Annotated in this window: 20 protein-coding genes; 15 read left to right on the forward strand and 5 right to left on the reverse strand. The window is 66.8% G+C overall.

The window, feature by feature from the left end:
- Nucleotides 1-18: 18 nt before the first annotated feature.
- The 5 genes from QP029_RS05980 to rplE all read left to right on the forward strand — a co-directional run bounded on the left by QP029_RS05980 (nt 19) and on the right by rplE (nt 3,267).
- Nucleotides 19-930 (forward strand): hypothetical protein, encoded by a 912-nt coding sequence (locus tag QP029_RS05980; protein WP_284875895.1) that lies wholly within the window; start codon nt 19-21, stop codon nt 928-930.
- 8 nt (nt 931-938) lie between these two features.
- Nucleotides 939-1,811 carry a hypothetical protein gene (locus QP029_RS05985; protein WP_284875896.1) on the forward strand — a complete coding sequence of 291 codons (873 nt, stop codon included), beginning with the start codon at nt 939-941 and terminating at the stop codon, nt 1,809-1,811.
- 216 nt (nt 1,812-2,027) lie between these two features.
- On the forward strand, nt 2,028-2,396 hold the full coding sequence (gene rplN, locus QP029_RS05990) for a 50S ribosomal protein L14 (RefSeq protein ID WP_284875897.1): 369 nt from the start codon (nt 2,028-2,030) through the stop codon (nt 2,394-2,396).
- Nucleotides 2,397-2,711, forward strand: coding sequence for a 50S ribosomal protein L24 (gene rplX / locus QP029_RS05995; protein ID WP_284875898.1), 315 nt, complete (start codon nt 2,397-2,399; stop codon nt 2,709-2,711).
- 1 nt (nt 2,712) lies between these two features.
- Entirely contained in the window at nt 2,713-3,267 is a 555-nt protein-coding gene (rplE, locus tag QP029_RS06000) for a 50S ribosomal protein L5 (protein WP_284875899.1), read from the forward strand.
- Nucleotides 3,268-3,343: 76 nt separating this feature from the next.
- On the opposite strand, the gene QP029_RS06005 is transcribed toward rplE, so the two are convergent.
- Genes QP029_RS06005 through QP029_RS06020 form a run of 4 tightly spaced genes read right to left on the reverse strand, consistent with a single transcriptional unit; the run spans nt 3,344 to nt 4,924 of the window.
- Entirely contained in the window at nt 3,344-3,628 is a 285-nt protein-coding gene (locus QP029_RS06005) for a GNAT family N-acetyltransferase (RefSeq protein WP_284875900.1), read from the reverse strand.
- 24 nt (nt 3,629-3,652) lie between these two features.
- Nucleotides 3,653-4,477, reverse strand: coding sequence for a formate dehydrogenase accessory sulfurtransferase FdhD (fdhD, locus tag QP029_RS06010; RefSeq protein WP_432418707.1), 825 nt, complete (start codon nt 4,475-4,477; stop codon nt 3,653-3,655).
- Complete coding sequence (locus tag QP029_RS06015; protein ID WP_284875901.1) at nt 4,477-4,755, reverse strand: DUF6457 domain-containing protein; 279 nt, start codon at nt 4,753-4,755, stop codon at nt 4,477-4,479. The genes fdhD and QP029_RS06015 overlap by 1 nt, the downstream gene beginning before the upstream one ends.
- Nucleotides 4,742-4,924 carry a hypothetical protein gene (locus QP029_RS06020; protein ID WP_284875902.1) on the reverse strand — a complete coding sequence of 61 codons (183 nt, stop codon included), beginning with the start codon at nt 4,922-4,924 and terminating at the stop codon, nt 4,742-4,744. Before QP029_RS06020 ends, QP029_RS06015 begins: the two co-directional genes overlap by 14 nt.
- Before the next feature lie 89 nt (nt 4,925-5,013).
- Between QP029_RS06020 and QP029_RS06025 the strand changes: the two genes are divergently transcribed.
- Nucleotides 5,014-6,105, forward strand: a complete 1,092-nt coding sequence (locus QP029_RS06025; RefSeq protein WP_284875903.1) for an MFS transporter — start codon at nt 5,014-5,016, stop codon at nt 6,103-6,105.
- A 64-nt stretch (nt 6,106-6,169) separates the two neighbouring features.
- On the opposite strand, the gene QP029_RS06030 is transcribed toward QP029_RS06025, so the two are convergent.
- Nucleotides 6,170-7,369 (reverse strand): amidohydrolase, encoded by a 1,200-nt coding sequence (locus QP029_RS06030; protein WP_284875904.1) that lies wholly within the window; start codon nt 7,367-7,369, stop codon nt 6,170-6,172.
- Between the two features lie 285 nt (nt 7,370-7,654).
- Here QP029_RS06030 and rpsH point away from each other — a divergent pair, with 285 nt between their 5' ends.
- The 9 genes from rpsH (at nt 7,655) to map (ending at nt 13,289) form a co-directional block, all read left to right on the forward strand.
- Nucleotides 7,655-8,053 carry a 30S ribosomal protein S8 gene (rpsH, locus tag QP029_RS06035; RefSeq protein WP_284875905.1) on the forward strand — a complete coding sequence of 133 codons (399 nt, stop codon included), beginning with the start codon at nt 7,655-7,657 and terminating at the stop codon, nt 8,051-8,053.
- A gap of 17 nt (nt 8,054-8,070) precedes the next feature.
- Nucleotides 8,071-8,607: a 50S ribosomal protein L6 gene (rplF, locus tag QP029_RS06040; RefSeq protein ID WP_284875906.1), complete on the forward strand. Its 537-nt coding sequence runs from the start codon at nt 8,071-8,073 to the stop codon at nt 8,605-8,607.
- Between the two features lie 2 nt (nt 8,608-8,609).
- Nucleotides 8,610-9,014, forward strand: coding sequence for a 50S ribosomal protein L18 (rplR, locus tag QP029_RS06045; protein ID WP_284875907.1), 405 nt, complete (start codon nt 8,610-8,612; stop codon nt 9,012-9,014).
- A 40-nt stretch (nt 9,015-9,054) separates the two neighbouring features.
- Nucleotides 9,055-9,690, forward strand: a complete 636-nt coding sequence (gene rpsE / locus QP029_RS06050) for a 30S ribosomal protein S5 (protein ID WP_284875908.1) — start codon at nt 9,055-9,057, stop codon at nt 9,688-9,690.
- Between the two features lie 3 nt (nt 9,691-9,693).
- Nucleotides 9,694-9,879 carry a 50S ribosomal protein L30 gene (rpmD, locus tag QP029_RS06055; protein WP_284875909.1) on the forward strand — a complete coding sequence of 62 codons (186 nt, stop codon included), beginning with the start codon at nt 9,694-9,696 and terminating at the stop codon, nt 9,877-9,879.
- A 3-nt stretch (nt 9,880-9,882) separates the two neighbouring features.
- Nucleotides 9,883-10,329: a 50S ribosomal protein L15 gene (gene rplO, locus QP029_RS06060; protein ID WP_284875910.1), complete on the forward strand. Its 447-nt coding sequence runs from the start codon at nt 9,883-9,885 to the stop codon at nt 10,327-10,329.
- A gap of 214 nt (nt 10,330-10,543) precedes the next feature.
- A complete protein-coding gene (secY, locus tag QP029_RS06065; protein ID WP_284875911.1) occupies nt 10,544-11,866 on the forward strand; it encodes a preprotein translocase subunit SecY in 1,323 nt (440 codons plus the stop codon).
- Nucleotides 11,863-12,408: an adenylate kinase gene (locus QP029_RS06070; protein ID WP_284875912.1), complete on the forward strand. Its 546-nt coding sequence runs from the start codon at nt 11,863-11,865 to the stop codon at nt 12,406-12,408. The genes secY and QP029_RS06070 overlap by 4 nt, the downstream gene beginning before the upstream one ends.
- A gap of 86 nt (nt 12,409-12,494) precedes the next feature.
- The gene (gene map / locus QP029_RS06075; RefSeq protein WP_284875913.1) at nt 12,495-13,289 is read left to right on the forward strand and encodes a type I methionyl aminopeptidase; all 795 of its coding nucleotides are present in this window, start codon (nt 12,495-12,497) and stop codon (nt 13,287-13,289) included.
- The last annotated feature ends 14 nt before the right edge of the window (nt 13,290-13,303 follow it).

The following is a 13,303-nucleotide window of genomic DNA, read 5'->3' on the forward strand; positions in this document are numbered from 1 at the left end:
CGCCGTATCCTGGTCACCATGACGAGGTGGCGGGAGGTGGGCATCGGGCTGCTGCTCGTGCTCGGCGCGGTGGTGGTGAGCATTCTGGCGGTGATCGCCGTTGCCTGGTGGAACCTCGCCCAGCTCGACCGGGAGATCACGGAGGCGAATGAACGCCCCGTCCCGACCGCCACCTTCGACCCGGACGGCGGGCGGACCATCGCCGAGCGCACCCGGCAACTGCACCCGGACGCCTCCGTGTCCTCGGAGATCACGGCGGCGGACGGCGACAGTGGCAGAGTCGACCTCGACGTCGTGCTCGGGGACACCACCGTCGAGGAGATCGGCGGTGTCGTAGACACGGTCACCGCCTCGCCCGCCTCGGGGTGGGACATCCGTCTACAGGTGCGGGGAACCGTCGACGGGCGTGACGCCGAGGTAAACGGGCATGACGCGGCGGCATGGCAGGAGATGTCCCCGGTCCTCGCCTCCCCGCTCACCGAGGGACATCACCTGCGATTTGGTCTGCGGGGCGATCCGGAGCTCGACGTGTGGTGGCGTGAACCGGGGGCACAGAACTGCGACCTGGCGTGGGAGGTGGACGCCGCCGTCGACCTCATGGCCGCCCTCGGCGAGGAGACCGGCTGGACGGGTGACGGCGATCCCCGGGTGCGCGTGGCCCGCGACGCGTGCGGCATCGCGGATGTCTCCCTCGTCGACCCCGTGGACGGCCGGGAGGAGCAACATGCGGACCTCATCGCCATCGTGGACGCCGTCCCGCCGGAGGTCGGGAGGCTGCGCCTGCTCACCCACGTCGACGACCGCGGGACCCGGTTGTCGGTGAGCGCCCTCGACCGGGAGCGTGAGCCGGTCGACGAGGACCTCGCCCCTGTCCTCACCCGGTGGTCCCACGGGCCGGTGGCCCTCAACGGCTCCCCGGTGTCTGGTTGACTGGTCCCATGATCCGCGCACTGAGAACGCTGGCCACGGGCCTGGTCGCCGCGACGGCCGTGGCCTGGACCGCCGCATGCGGAATCCCCGACGCCGGGCCGGTGCTGGAGACGATGGAGTCGCAGGCCCGGGAGCGGGGTCTGTCGGACCGGGTCCGCTACTCCGCGACCTCCGACGGCACCCCGGGGACCATGCCGACGATGATGGGCCCGCGGGAGGAGACCACGCCCGCCGGTTTCACGGAGCTGGTCGATCTGCTGCAGGACAACCTCTCGGCCGCGCGGACAGCCGGGTACGACACCCTGAACGGCAACGTCGTGTCCGTGGTGGGGGACACCGAGATCCAGATGCGGACCGTCCCCGGCCCCGCCACCCAGGAGGTCCTTGAGGCACTGATCGACCCGGGGGTCACCCGCATGGAGGTCAACAGCCCGGACACCCTGGTGCTCGAGGTGTGGCCGGAGAGGTACCGGACGATCGCATCCCTGGCCCCGCAGCTGACTCAGGCCCTGGAGGAGGGGAGACATCCCGGGGTCGTGAGGATCAGCCCGGTGCACACCGACAGTGCCCTGCACCTGCACCCGGGCGGGCTCACCGAGGAGGTGATCTACGACAGTCTCCTCCTCGCGGACCGGATGCGGGCGGCGGCCGGTGAGATGTACCTTCCGGAGATCCACGTGCGGGAGGGGAGGATCGACCGGATCCAGGCCCGGCACGAGACGATCGAACCGCAGTTCATCACCGCGCTGGCGCAGGTGGCACCGGACGGCACCGGGCTGTCGGTCGGGCGCCATGATGCTGTCATCGGCGGGGAGTCCGGGGAGCCGCCCGCGAGCGAGGAGGAGCGGGTGCTGCGGGAGCTGGTGGAGCGCCCGTCCTGAACTGCCGGTGATTTGGATTCTGCCCGGTGAGCGTGGTTGACTATCCGGGTTGACCGTGCTGGTCGGGGTCGGGTGCTTTTCCGGACTCGACGCCGAGACCCTTCGACCGTCTGCGTGACGCGTTCGTCGATAAGCAGGGGCAACGGCAGGACATACAAGACCAGGTGCGTGCAGGCCGGAAATCTCACGCACATCAATCCAGGTCAGGAGACCACAGTGATTCAGCAGGAATCGCGTCTGAAGGTCGCCGACAACACCGGTGCCAGGGAAATCCTGTGCATCCGCGTGCTCGGTGGCTCGACCCGACGCTTTGCCGGAATCGGTGACACCATCGTCGCCACCGTCAAGGAGGCCACCCCGGGTGGCAACGTGAAGAGCGGCGAGATCGTCAAGGCCGTCATCGTCCGTACCAAGAAGGAGACCCGTCGTCCGGACGGCTCCTACATCCGCTTCGACGAGAACGCGGCTGTCCTCATCAAGGCCGACAATGAGCCGCGCGGCACCCGTATCTTCGGCCCGGTTGCTCGTGAGCTTCGTGACAAGAAGTTCATGAAGATCGTGTCGCTTGCACCGGAGGTGATCTAGTTGAAGATCCACAAGGGCGATATGGTCCTCGTCATCTCTGGCCCCGACAAGGGTGCCCAGGGCAAGGTCATCCAGGCTTTCCCGAAGACCGAGAAGGTCCTCGTCGAGGGCGTCAACCGCATCAAGAAGCACGTCGCCAACTCCGCTCCGGAGCGTGGCGCCGAGTCCGGTGGCATCGTCACCCAGGAGGCACCGATCCACGTCTCCAACGTGATGGTCCTGGACTCCGACGGCAACCCGACCCGCGTCGGTTACCGCTTCGACGAGAACGGCAAGAAGGTCCGTGTCTCGCGTCGTAACGGGAAGGACATCTAACATGGCCGAGAACTACACCCCGCGTCTGAAGACTCGCTACCGCGAGGAAATCCGCACCAAGCTCAACGACGAGTTCTCCTTCGACAACGTCATGCAGATCCCGGGCGTTTCCAAGGTCGTCGTCAACATGGGCGTCGGCGAGGCTGCCCGTGACTCCAAGCTGATCAACGGCGCCATCGAGGATCTGACCCTCATCACCGGTCAGAAGCCGCAGCTGCGTCGCGCCAAGACCTCCATCGCGAACTTCAAGCTTCGTGAGGGCATGCCGATCGGCGCCCGCGTCACCCTCCGTGGTGACCGTATGTGGGAGTTCCTCGACCGTCTGCTGACCGTCGCCCTCCCGCGTATCCGCGACTTCCGCGGCCTGTCGGACCAGCAGTTCGACGGCCACGGCAACTACACCTTCGGCCTCACCGAGCAGACCATGTTCTACGAGATCGACGTCGACAAGGTTGATCGTCCGCGCGGCATGGACATCACCGTCGTCACCACCGCCACCAACAACGACGAGGGTCGTGCCCTGCTCCGCGAGCTGGGCTTCCCCTTCAAGAAGTAGGTAGCGTATCGACGCCGGCCCGTACCCGGCGCCGCGCCTTCACCCCCACCGCACTGCGGTGGGGGTGTCGTCGTTTCTAGGGTTCGGTGACCAGGTCCGCGTAGCGCGGATTCTTGTTGACGAAGGAGCGAACCGCCGGGCACGTGATCATCGCCTTGAGCTCCCGGGTGCGGATGTCCTCGAGGGCGTGGCGGGCCAGCTCCCCGGACAGCCCCTGCCCGGCGAATTCCTCGGTGATCTCCGTGTGCTCGAGGTCGACGGCACCCGCGAACAGGATGTAGCTGAGGTGACCCACCTCGCGACCGTCGACGGTGAGGACGTAGGCGTGGCGGGCGGTGTCATTACGTATCTGGTGGGCCATACCCCGGAGCCTAGCCCGCCGGGGTCAGGACAGCTCGCCGGAATAGAGGTTGAAGCGGTCGCCGCGGGTGAAGCCGGTCAACGCCAGTCCCGCCTCCCGTGCCAGTTCCACCGCCAGGGAGCTGGCCGCCGACACGGCCACCAGCCCACCGAAACCGGCGGTGACCGCCTTCTGCACCAGTTCGAAGGACGCCCGGGAGCTCATCACCAGGAGGAGGTTGTCCGCCGGCAGCCGGCTCTCCAGCAGTAGGTGCCCGATGACCTTGTCGGCGGCGTTGTGGCGGCCGATGTCTTCCCGGACGACGACGGCCTCCCCGTCGAGGGTGAATGCCCCGGCGGCGTGCAGGCCGCCGGTGCGGCGGAACTGCTTCTGCTCCTCCCGCAGGCGATCCGGGAGGGTGACCACGACAGCCGGATCGAGGGTGATCTGCGTGAGGGGCCGGTCGGAACGGCGCATGATCTGGTCGATGGAGCTGGTGCCGCACACCCCGCAGGCCGAGGACGTCGGCGTGAGGCGCAACAGCTCGGGCCCGGGTGGGGCGACTCCGGCGGCCAGCTCCACGTCCAGGACGTTGTAGGTGTTCATGCCGTCGACTCCGGTCGCTCCTGCACAGTAGCGGGCGGTGGACACATCCGCGGCGGAGGTGATCAGCCCTTCGCCGTAGAGGAATCCGTGGAGGAGTTCGACGTCGTGGCCGGGGGTGCGCATGGTAGTGGTCAGGGTCGGGCCACCGACGCGGATCTCCAGGGGTTCCTCGACGGTGACGGTGTCCGCGCGGGTGTCGGTGTGGACCCGGTCCCCGTCGACGGTGACCCGGGTGACGGCGAAGCTGCGGTTGAGGCGCCCCATCAGGCCTGCTCCTCGCCTACGAGCAGGGCGGTGAGACGGGCGATGCGCTCGCGGACCTCGGGCACGGGGTCGCCGCCGGCGCGGCCGGCGGAGAGACCGACGAGGAAGGCGGTGACCGGGGCGGCCGGCCGGGAGGGGCCGTGGGCGACGTCGCGGGTGAGATCCAGCAGATCACGCATGAGGTCGCGCACCAGGGCGGGGTCCAGGTCCAGCTCGGTGGCGGCGGTGTCCAGCCACCGGTGGGCGGAGTCGAGGTTCTCGTTCTTACGCTCGGGCATGCGGCTCAGTGTAGTTGCCGGTGTAGAACGCCTGACCCCGGTTCATCGCCAGCAGGAGCCCGGCGACGGTGATCGCCAGGAGCAGGGGGAGCAGGCGGAAGGCGAGCTCGAAGTCGCCGGTGGCGTCCTGGACGAACCCCCACAGCGGTGTGCCTGCGGCGGTGCCCACCGAGAAGACGGTGGCGCCGAGGCCACGACGCCCTCACCAAGGCCCAGATCGGTAACCTCACCACCTTCTTCTACATCACCTTCATCGTCATGACCTTCGTGGCGGGCTGGTTCGTGGACAAGTTCGGCTACAAGATCTTCGTCCCCATCTGTCTGCTCCTCCTCGTCGTCGGTGAGGTCTTCTTCGGAGGCGCCGGGCTCATCGGTGGCGGCGCCTTCGCCGTCATGATCATCCTCGCCCGCATGATCGTCGGCTTCGGTCAGGCCGGCTACACCAACGGCACCCCGCCGATCATCGCCCGCATCTTCTCCCCGGAGGTCCGCGGTTCCGCCCAGGGTCGCGTCGTCGCCACCGCCGGTATCGGCACCATCCTCGTCTACCTGGTGTTCCAGCCCTTCATCGTCCAGAACGACTTCCGCATCGCCTTCTGGATCATGGCCGCCCTGTTCGCGCTCTGCTTCTTCCTGTTCATCTTCCTCGTGCCCTCCAACCCGGAGGCCAGCGACCCGGCCGCCGCCGAGGCCGCTGCCGCCGCCGCAGCGGCACCGAAGAAGGACGTCAAGATCACCGAGGCGTGGTCCAACCGCAACGCCCTGGTCCTCGCCGTGACCCTCCTGCTCAACAACCTCGTCGGCGTGGCCCTGCTCAACTGGTCCAACGTCATGTACGTCGAGACCTTCAACCCGTCGACCGCCGCCCTGACCGTCGTCATGGTCGGCTACGGCATCACCCTGCTGGTGGCCACCTGGACCGCCGCCGACGTGATCAAGAAGTTCTTCTCCGGCCGTGAGAAGCAGTTCATGTTCATGATGCGCGTCATCGGTGCCGTCTTCCTCGTCGCCACGGTCGTGGTCCCGCTCTTCGTCAGCGGTGCCGCCGGCTTCTGGATCTCCGCGATCTGCCTCTGGATGTCCTCCATGGCCATCATGTGGGCCTTCGGTGTCATCCTCATGCTGCCGTACCAGACCATCCCGGTCCGCATCATCGGCTCCGCCTTCGCCGTCATCAACATCGGCGCCTTCGTCGGCGGCATCGTCCAGGGCTCCGGCATCGGCATCCTCGTCGACATCACCGGCGGCTACGTCGTCCCGTTCATCGTCATGGCTGTCCTGCTGCTCATCTCCGGCCTGGTCCCGTTCCTGCTGAAGAACAAGACCCCGGAGGAGCTGGCCGCCGGCTAGACCCACCCCACCTACGCCGAACCCCCTGACCGGATTGCCGGGCAGGGGGTCTCGTCGTGCGACGTCAGCGGGTCAGCCAGGTCGAGGCAGCGACGACGATCGCCGCCAGCCCCGTGTCCAGTGTCGGCTGCAGATCGGGTGCGAACGCCGGATTGTGGTTGCCGGGGGCGGCGGCCTGGTCGACGAAGCCGCCCAGCCCCCAGTAGGTGTACGGCACCCCGAGGGCGTCGGGGATGACGGTGAAGTCCTCGGACGCGGAGACGGGTGCCAGGTCCTGGGAGCGGTCCCCGAACCACGCGTCGAAGGACTCCCGCACCGCGGCGGTGACGTCCGCGTCGTTGTCGGTGACCGGGTACTGGTCGTAGTACTCGAACTCCGGTTCCCGCGGGCTTCTCGACGCCGCGCACTCCGCCCGTACGATCCGCTCGATGGCGGCGTGCAGGTGCTTCTCCACGTCCTCGTCATACGCGCGGGTGTTGATGAGCAGCTCCGCGCTGGCGGGGATGATGTTGGACTTCGAGCCCGCCTGCAGGGCGCCGACGGTGACCACGGCGACGTCGGTGGGGGAGACCTCACGGGCGACGATGGTCTGCAGGCGCAGGACGATGGAAGCGCCGAGCACGACCGGGTCCACCCCCTTCTCCGGCATGGAACCGTGGGTGCCGGTGCCGTGGACGGTGACCCGGATGGAGGCGGCAGCCGACAGTGTGGGCCCTGGGTTGGTGCCCACGTGTCCGCCGGGGATGGTGCCCAGGACGTGCTGGCCGAGGTAGACGTCCGGGGTGGGCATGATCTCGGCGATGCCCGCCTCGACCATGGACCGGGCCCCGGCGGCCGCCTCCTCACCGGGCTGGAACACGCCGATGAAGGTGCCGGACCACGCGTCGCGGTGGCGGTGGAACGCCAGGCACGCGCTGAGCAGTGAGATGATGTGGACGTCATGCCCGCAGGCATGGGCGACGTCGCCGGTCGCGGCATAGGGCTTGCCGGAATCCTCGGTGATCGGGAGGGCGTCGATGTCCGCCCTCATGGCCACGGTCGGACCGTCTTCGTTGGCGATGACGGCGACCAGGCCCGTGCGGCCCACTGCGCGGACGTCGATGCCGGCGGCCTCGAGTTCGGTGCGGATGCGGTCGGCGGTGCCGAACTCCTGCATCGACAGTTCGGGGTGCCGGTGGAAGTGGATGTAGAGCTCTTCCCGCTGCTCGCGGGTGGTGTCGAGGTCGGCGAGAAGGGCGTGGACGGAATCACGGTTGAGGGACATGAGCCCACGCTACGCCGACCGGTCGGGGGATTTTGTTCCCGCAGGTCGGGGTAGTAGTGTGGGTCGTCGGACTCGTGCGCCCTTTTCGCGGGCGCGCCGGACCGTCCTAGAACATGAACATCCCAACTTTGTTGTAGGCCCCCCGCCAACATGGCGACCGAGTGGAAAGTGGCAGCGAGCGCCCCGGGTTACTGAGCCCGGGGAGCGTGAAGTGGCCCGACGGAACACTCGGCCACGACCACGGTGGGTAAGGGAACCCCAACGAGAAAGGTGCCGGTCACACTAATGACCATGACAGATCCTATCGCCGACATGCTGTCGCGTGTGCGCAACGCGAACCACGCGCACCACGACACCGTGTCGATGCCCTCCTCGAAGCTGAAGGTCAACATCGCGGAGATCCTCAAGCAGGAGGGCTACATCGCTGAATACACCGTCGAGGACGCCAAGGTCGGCAAGACCCTGTCCCTCGAGCTGAAGTACGGCCCGTCCCGTGAGCGCTCCATCGCTGGTGTGCGTCGCGTGTCCAAGCCGGGTCTGCGCGTGTATGCCAAGTCCACCAACCTGCCGCAGGTCCTCGGTGGCCTGGGCGTGGCCATCATCTCCACGTCCCAGGGCCTCCTGACCGACCGCCAGGCAACCGAGAAGGGTGTAGGCGGAGAAGTCCTCGCCTACGTCTGGTAAGGGAGGATTGAGAACACATGTCGCGTATCGGTAAGGACCCGATTGCCATCCCGTCCGGCGTCACCACGACGATCGACGGCCAGAACATCGAGGTCAAGGGCCCGAAGGGCACCCTGTCTCTCGAGGTTCCGGCTCCGATCTCCGTCGTTGAGCAGGACAACGAGCTCGTTGTCTCCCGCCCGGACGATCACCGCAAGAACCGTGCTCTGCACGGTCTGTCCCGTTCACTCGTCAACAACATGGTTGTCGGCGTGACCGAGGGCTACACCATCAAGATGGAGATCTTCGGCGTGGGTTACCGCGTCCAGGCCAAGGGCAAGAACCTCGAGTTCGCCCTCGGTTACTCCCACCCGATCCTGATCGAGGCTCCGGAGGGCGTCACCTTCGCGGTTGACGGAACCACCAAGTTCTCCATCACGGGTATTGACAAGCAGCAGGTCGGGCAGATCGCCGCCAACATCCGTCGTCTGCGGAAGGACGACCCCTACAAGGGTAAGGGCATCCGCTACGAGGGCGAGCAGGTCCGCCGCAAGGTCGGAAAGACGGGTAAGTAAGCATGAGCAACACTGCAGAGAACTCCAAGCGCACGCCGGTCGGCAAGGACATCTCGTCCCGCCGCCGCGCTGCCCGCGCACGCCGTCATTTCCGTATCCGCAAGACCCTGCGTGGCACCCCCGAGGCGCCGCGTCTGGTCGTGCACCGCACCTCCCGTCACCTGCACGTGCAGGTCATCGACGATGCCGCCGGCCACACCCTGGTCGCCGCCTCCACCATGGAGCCGGACGTGCGCACCGTCGAGGGAGACAAGAAGGCCAAGGGTGCCAAGGTCGGTGAGCTCATCGCTGAGCGCGCCAAGGCTGCCGGCATCGAGAAGGTCGTCTTCGACCGTGCGGGCTACAAGTACCACGGCCGCATCGCCGCTCTGGCCGATGCCGCACGTGAAGGTGGTCTGAAGTTCTAATGATCACCGACTCCAAGAACATCAACGGAAGGATCGCGTAATGCCGGGACGTGAACGGCGTGACGGCGGACGCTCCGCCGACGACAACAACAAGAAGAACGATCGCAACGAGCGTCGCGGCGGCCGCCGCGACGACCGTCGCAATCAGCAGCAGGACGAGCGCAACCAGTACATCGAGCGCGTCGTCACCATCAACCGCGTGTCCAAGGTCGTGAAGGGTGGTCGTCGCTTCAGCTTCACCGCTCTGGTGATCGTGGGCGACGGCCAGGGCATGGTCGGCGTCGGTTACGGCAAGGCCAAGGAAGTTCCGGCTGCCATCCAGAAGGGTGCTGAAGAGGCTCGCAAGAACTTCTTCCGCGTCCCGATGGTCGGCGGCACCATCACCCACCCGGTCCAGGGTGAGGCCGCAGCGGGCGTCGTCATGCTCCGCCCGGCCGCACCGGGTACCGGTGTCATCGCCGGCGGCGCCGCCCGCCCGGTGCTCGAGTGTGCTGGCATCCAGGACATCCTGTCGAAGTCCCTGGGCTCCGACAACGCCATCAACGTCGTCCACGCCACCGTGGCCGGCCTGAAGCAGCTGGTCCGCCCCGAGGAGGTCGCCGCTCGCCGCGGAAAGACCCTCGAGGAGGTCGCTCCGGCTCGTATGCTGCGCGCCCGCGCAGGTCAGGAGGCGTAAACCATGGCTCTGAAGATCACCCTCAACAAGGGTTACGTCGGCGAGAAGCCGAAGACCCGTGCAAATCTGCAGGCCCTCGGCCTGCGCAAGATCCGCCAGTCCGTGATCAAGCAGGACAACGAGGCTGTCCGCGGACAGATCCTCGTCGTGCGTCACCTGGTCACGGTCGAAGAAGTGGCAGGGGAGTAACACGTGAGCGACATCATCAAGCTTCATGATCTGCGCCCGGCGAAGGGCGCCAACACGCCGAAGACCCGTGTGGGTCGAGGCGAGGCCTCCAAGGGTAAGACCGCAGGCCGTGGTACCAAGGGCACCCGCGCCCGGAAGCAGGTTTCGGCCGCTTTCGAGGGTGGCCAGATGCCGCTGCACATGCGTCTGCCGAAGCTCAAGGGCTTCAAGAACCCGAACAAGGTCGTCTTCCAGGTCGTCAACGTCGCCGACCTCGAGAAGGCTTTCCCGAACGGTGGCGACGTCACCGTCGCCGACATCGTCGCTGCGGGCCTCGTGCGCCCGAAGCAGCCGGTGAAGGTGCTCGGTAACGGCGACCTCGGCGTCAAGCTGAACGTCACCGCCACCAAGTTCTCCAAGTCTGCCGTCGAGAAGATCGAGGCAGCCGGCGGTTCCGTCACCGAGGCCTAGACCCCTCGCGTATCGACGCCGCGTCGAACCCACCGCGCCCCCGCACCGTCACCGGTGTGGGGGCGCGGTGCATGTCGGGCCCCGGAGCGGGCCCGCTCACCGGACCGTGACTCGGCTGTGACATGGGGGCACTGGTAGGCTGATCAAGTCAATCGTGTCAAACCCTTGTCGCTGCGGCGTGCCCGCAGCCATGAGACAAGGCCAGGAGGCTTAGTTGTCCGCCATCATCCAGGCATTCAAGGATGTCGATCTGCGCAAGAAGATCATCTTCACTGTGCTCATGGTCATCCTCTACCGCGTCGGCGCGCAGATCCCGTCCCCGGGCGTGGACTACGCGGCGATCAGTGGTCGACTGCGTGAGCTCACCCAGGAGCAGGGCAGCGTCTACTCGCTGATCAACCTCTTCTCCGGAGGTGCGTTGCTGCAGCTGTCGATCTTCGCCATCGGCATCATGCCGTACATCACGGCGTCGATCATCGTGCAGCTGCTCACCGTGGTGATCCCGCACTTCGAGGAACTGAAGAAGGAAGGGCAGTCCGGGCAGTCGAAGATGATGCAGTACACGCGTTATCTCACCCTGGCGCTGGCCCTTCTGCAGTCCGCCGGTATCGTCGCCCTCGCGGACCGCGAGCAGCTGCTCGGCCAGGGCATTCAGGTGCTCGTCGCGGACCGCACCATCTGGGACCTGATCATGCTGGTCGTGGTGATGACTTCGGGCGCGATCCTCGTCATGTGGCTCGGTGAGCTCATCACGGAGAAGGGCGTGGGCAACGGCATGTCGCTGCTCATCTTCGCCGGTATCGCCACCCGACTGCCCACCGACGGCATGAACATCCTGCAGACCTCCGGTGGCGTCATCTTCGCCCTCGTCGTCGCGGCGGTCATCCTCCTCGTCGTCGGTGTCGTGTTCGTCGAGCAGGGCCAGCGCCGTATCCCGGTGCAGTACGCCAAGCGCATGGTCGGCCGCCGCCAGTACGGTGGCACCTCCACCTACCTGCCGCTCAAGGTCAACCAGGCCGGCGTCATCCCGGTCATCTTCGCCTCCTCGTTGATCTACATGCCGGTGCTCATCACGGAGATCGTCAACTCCGGTTCCGCGACGGTGCCGGACAACTGGTGGCAGCGCAACGTCATCCAGTACCTCATGACCCCGTCGTCGTGGCAGTACATCGTCGTGTACTTCGTGCTCATCATCTTCTTCTCCTACTTCTACGTCTCCGTGCAGTACGACCCTCACGATCAGGCGGAGAACATGAAGAAGTACGGTGGATTCATCCCGGGTATCCGCCCGGGCCGACCGACCGCGGAGTACCTCGGTTTCGTCATGAACCGCCTTCTCTTCGTCGGTGCCGCCTACCTCGGCATCATCGCTGTCCTGCCGAACATCGCGCTCGACATGGGCGTGGGCAACGCCAGCGCCGGTATGACCGCCTTCGGCGGTACCGCCATCCTGATTATGGTGTCGGTTGCCCTGACCACCGTGAAGCAGATTGAATCCCAGCTTCTCCAAAGCAACTACGAAGGACTGCTCAAATGAGACTCGTACTCCTCGGACCCCCCGGTGCCGGCAAGGGCACCCAGGCCGCTCTCCTCTCGGAGAAGCTGGGTGTGCCGCACATCTCCACCGGTGACCTCTTCCGCGCCAACATCGGTGAGGGCACCCCGCTCGGTGTCGAGGCGAAGGGCTACATCGACGCCGGCAAGCTCGTCCCCACCGACGTCACCGCCCGCATGGTCAAGTCCCGCCTCGCCGAGTCCGACGCCGCCAACGGCTTCCTCCTCGACGGTTTCCCCCGCACCGTGGAGCAGGCGGACATCCTCACCGACCTGCTGTCCGAGAACGGCCAGCAGCTCGACGGGGTGCTCAACTTCAACATCGCCGAGGACGTCGTCGTCGAGCGCATGCTCGCCCGTGGTCGCGCAGACGACAACGAGGAGACGATCCGTACCCGTCTCGGTGTCTACCGCGACGAGACCGCGCCGTTGATCGACCACTACGGCGCCGCCATCATCACCATCGAGGCCGAGGGTGAGGTCGAGGAGATCAACGACCGCGCCATGGCTGCCCTGGGTAAGTAGCCGTCAGCCCAGTCAACGTGGGGCCGCCTCCCGGGATCATCCCGGGGCGCGGCCCCTCCGTCTTTGTCCCAGAGGAGTGAACACACATGGGTTTCCGTTCCAAGCGCCGCACCATCCCCGCCAAGACCCCCGGTGAGCTGGACGCCATGCAGGCCGCCGGTGAGATCGTCGGCCGCGCGCTGCAGGCAGTCAAGGCGGCCGCCGGCCCCGGCGTCAGCACCCTCGAGCTCGACGCCGTCGCTGAGGCCACCATCCGCGATGCCGGCGCGGTTCCGACGTTCCTGGGCTACCAGGGGTTCCCCGGATCCATCTGCGCCTCCGTCAACGACGTCATCGTCCACGGCATCCCCGACGCGGAGACCGTCCTGCACGACGGCGACCTCATCTCCATCGACTGCGGAGCCACGTTCGAGGGCTGGGTGGGGGACAGCGCCTGGTCCTTCGGGATCGGAGAGGTCTCCGATGACGTGGACCGCCTCAACCGCGCCACCGAATGGGTGCTCATGGAGGGCCTCAAGGCCATGGTCCCGGGTAACCGGCTCACCGACGTCTCCCACGCCCTGGAGTTGGCCACCCGCGCCGCGGAGAAGCAGTTCGGCGTCGCCCTGGGCATCGTCGACGGCTACGGCGGACACGGCATCGGGCAGACCATGCACGAGGAGCCCTACCTGGCCAACGAGGGCAAGGGAGGTCGGGGCCCGTTGATCCAGGAGGGATCGGTGCTGGCCATCGAGCCGATGCTCTCCCTCGGCACGACCGACAGCGCCGTGCTCGATGATGACTGGACCGTGGTCACCCTCGACGGATCCGTCGCCGCGCACTGGGAGCACACCGTCGCGGCCACTGACCGGGGCCCCCGAATCCTCACCCCCAGAAAGTGAGGCGGAGGAAATTA

It is taken from the genome of Corynebacterium suedekumii, assembly GCF_030252185.1.
GTDB lineage: Bacteria > Actinomycetota > Actinomycetes > Mycobacteriales > Mycobacteriaceae > Corynebacterium > Corynebacterium suedekumii.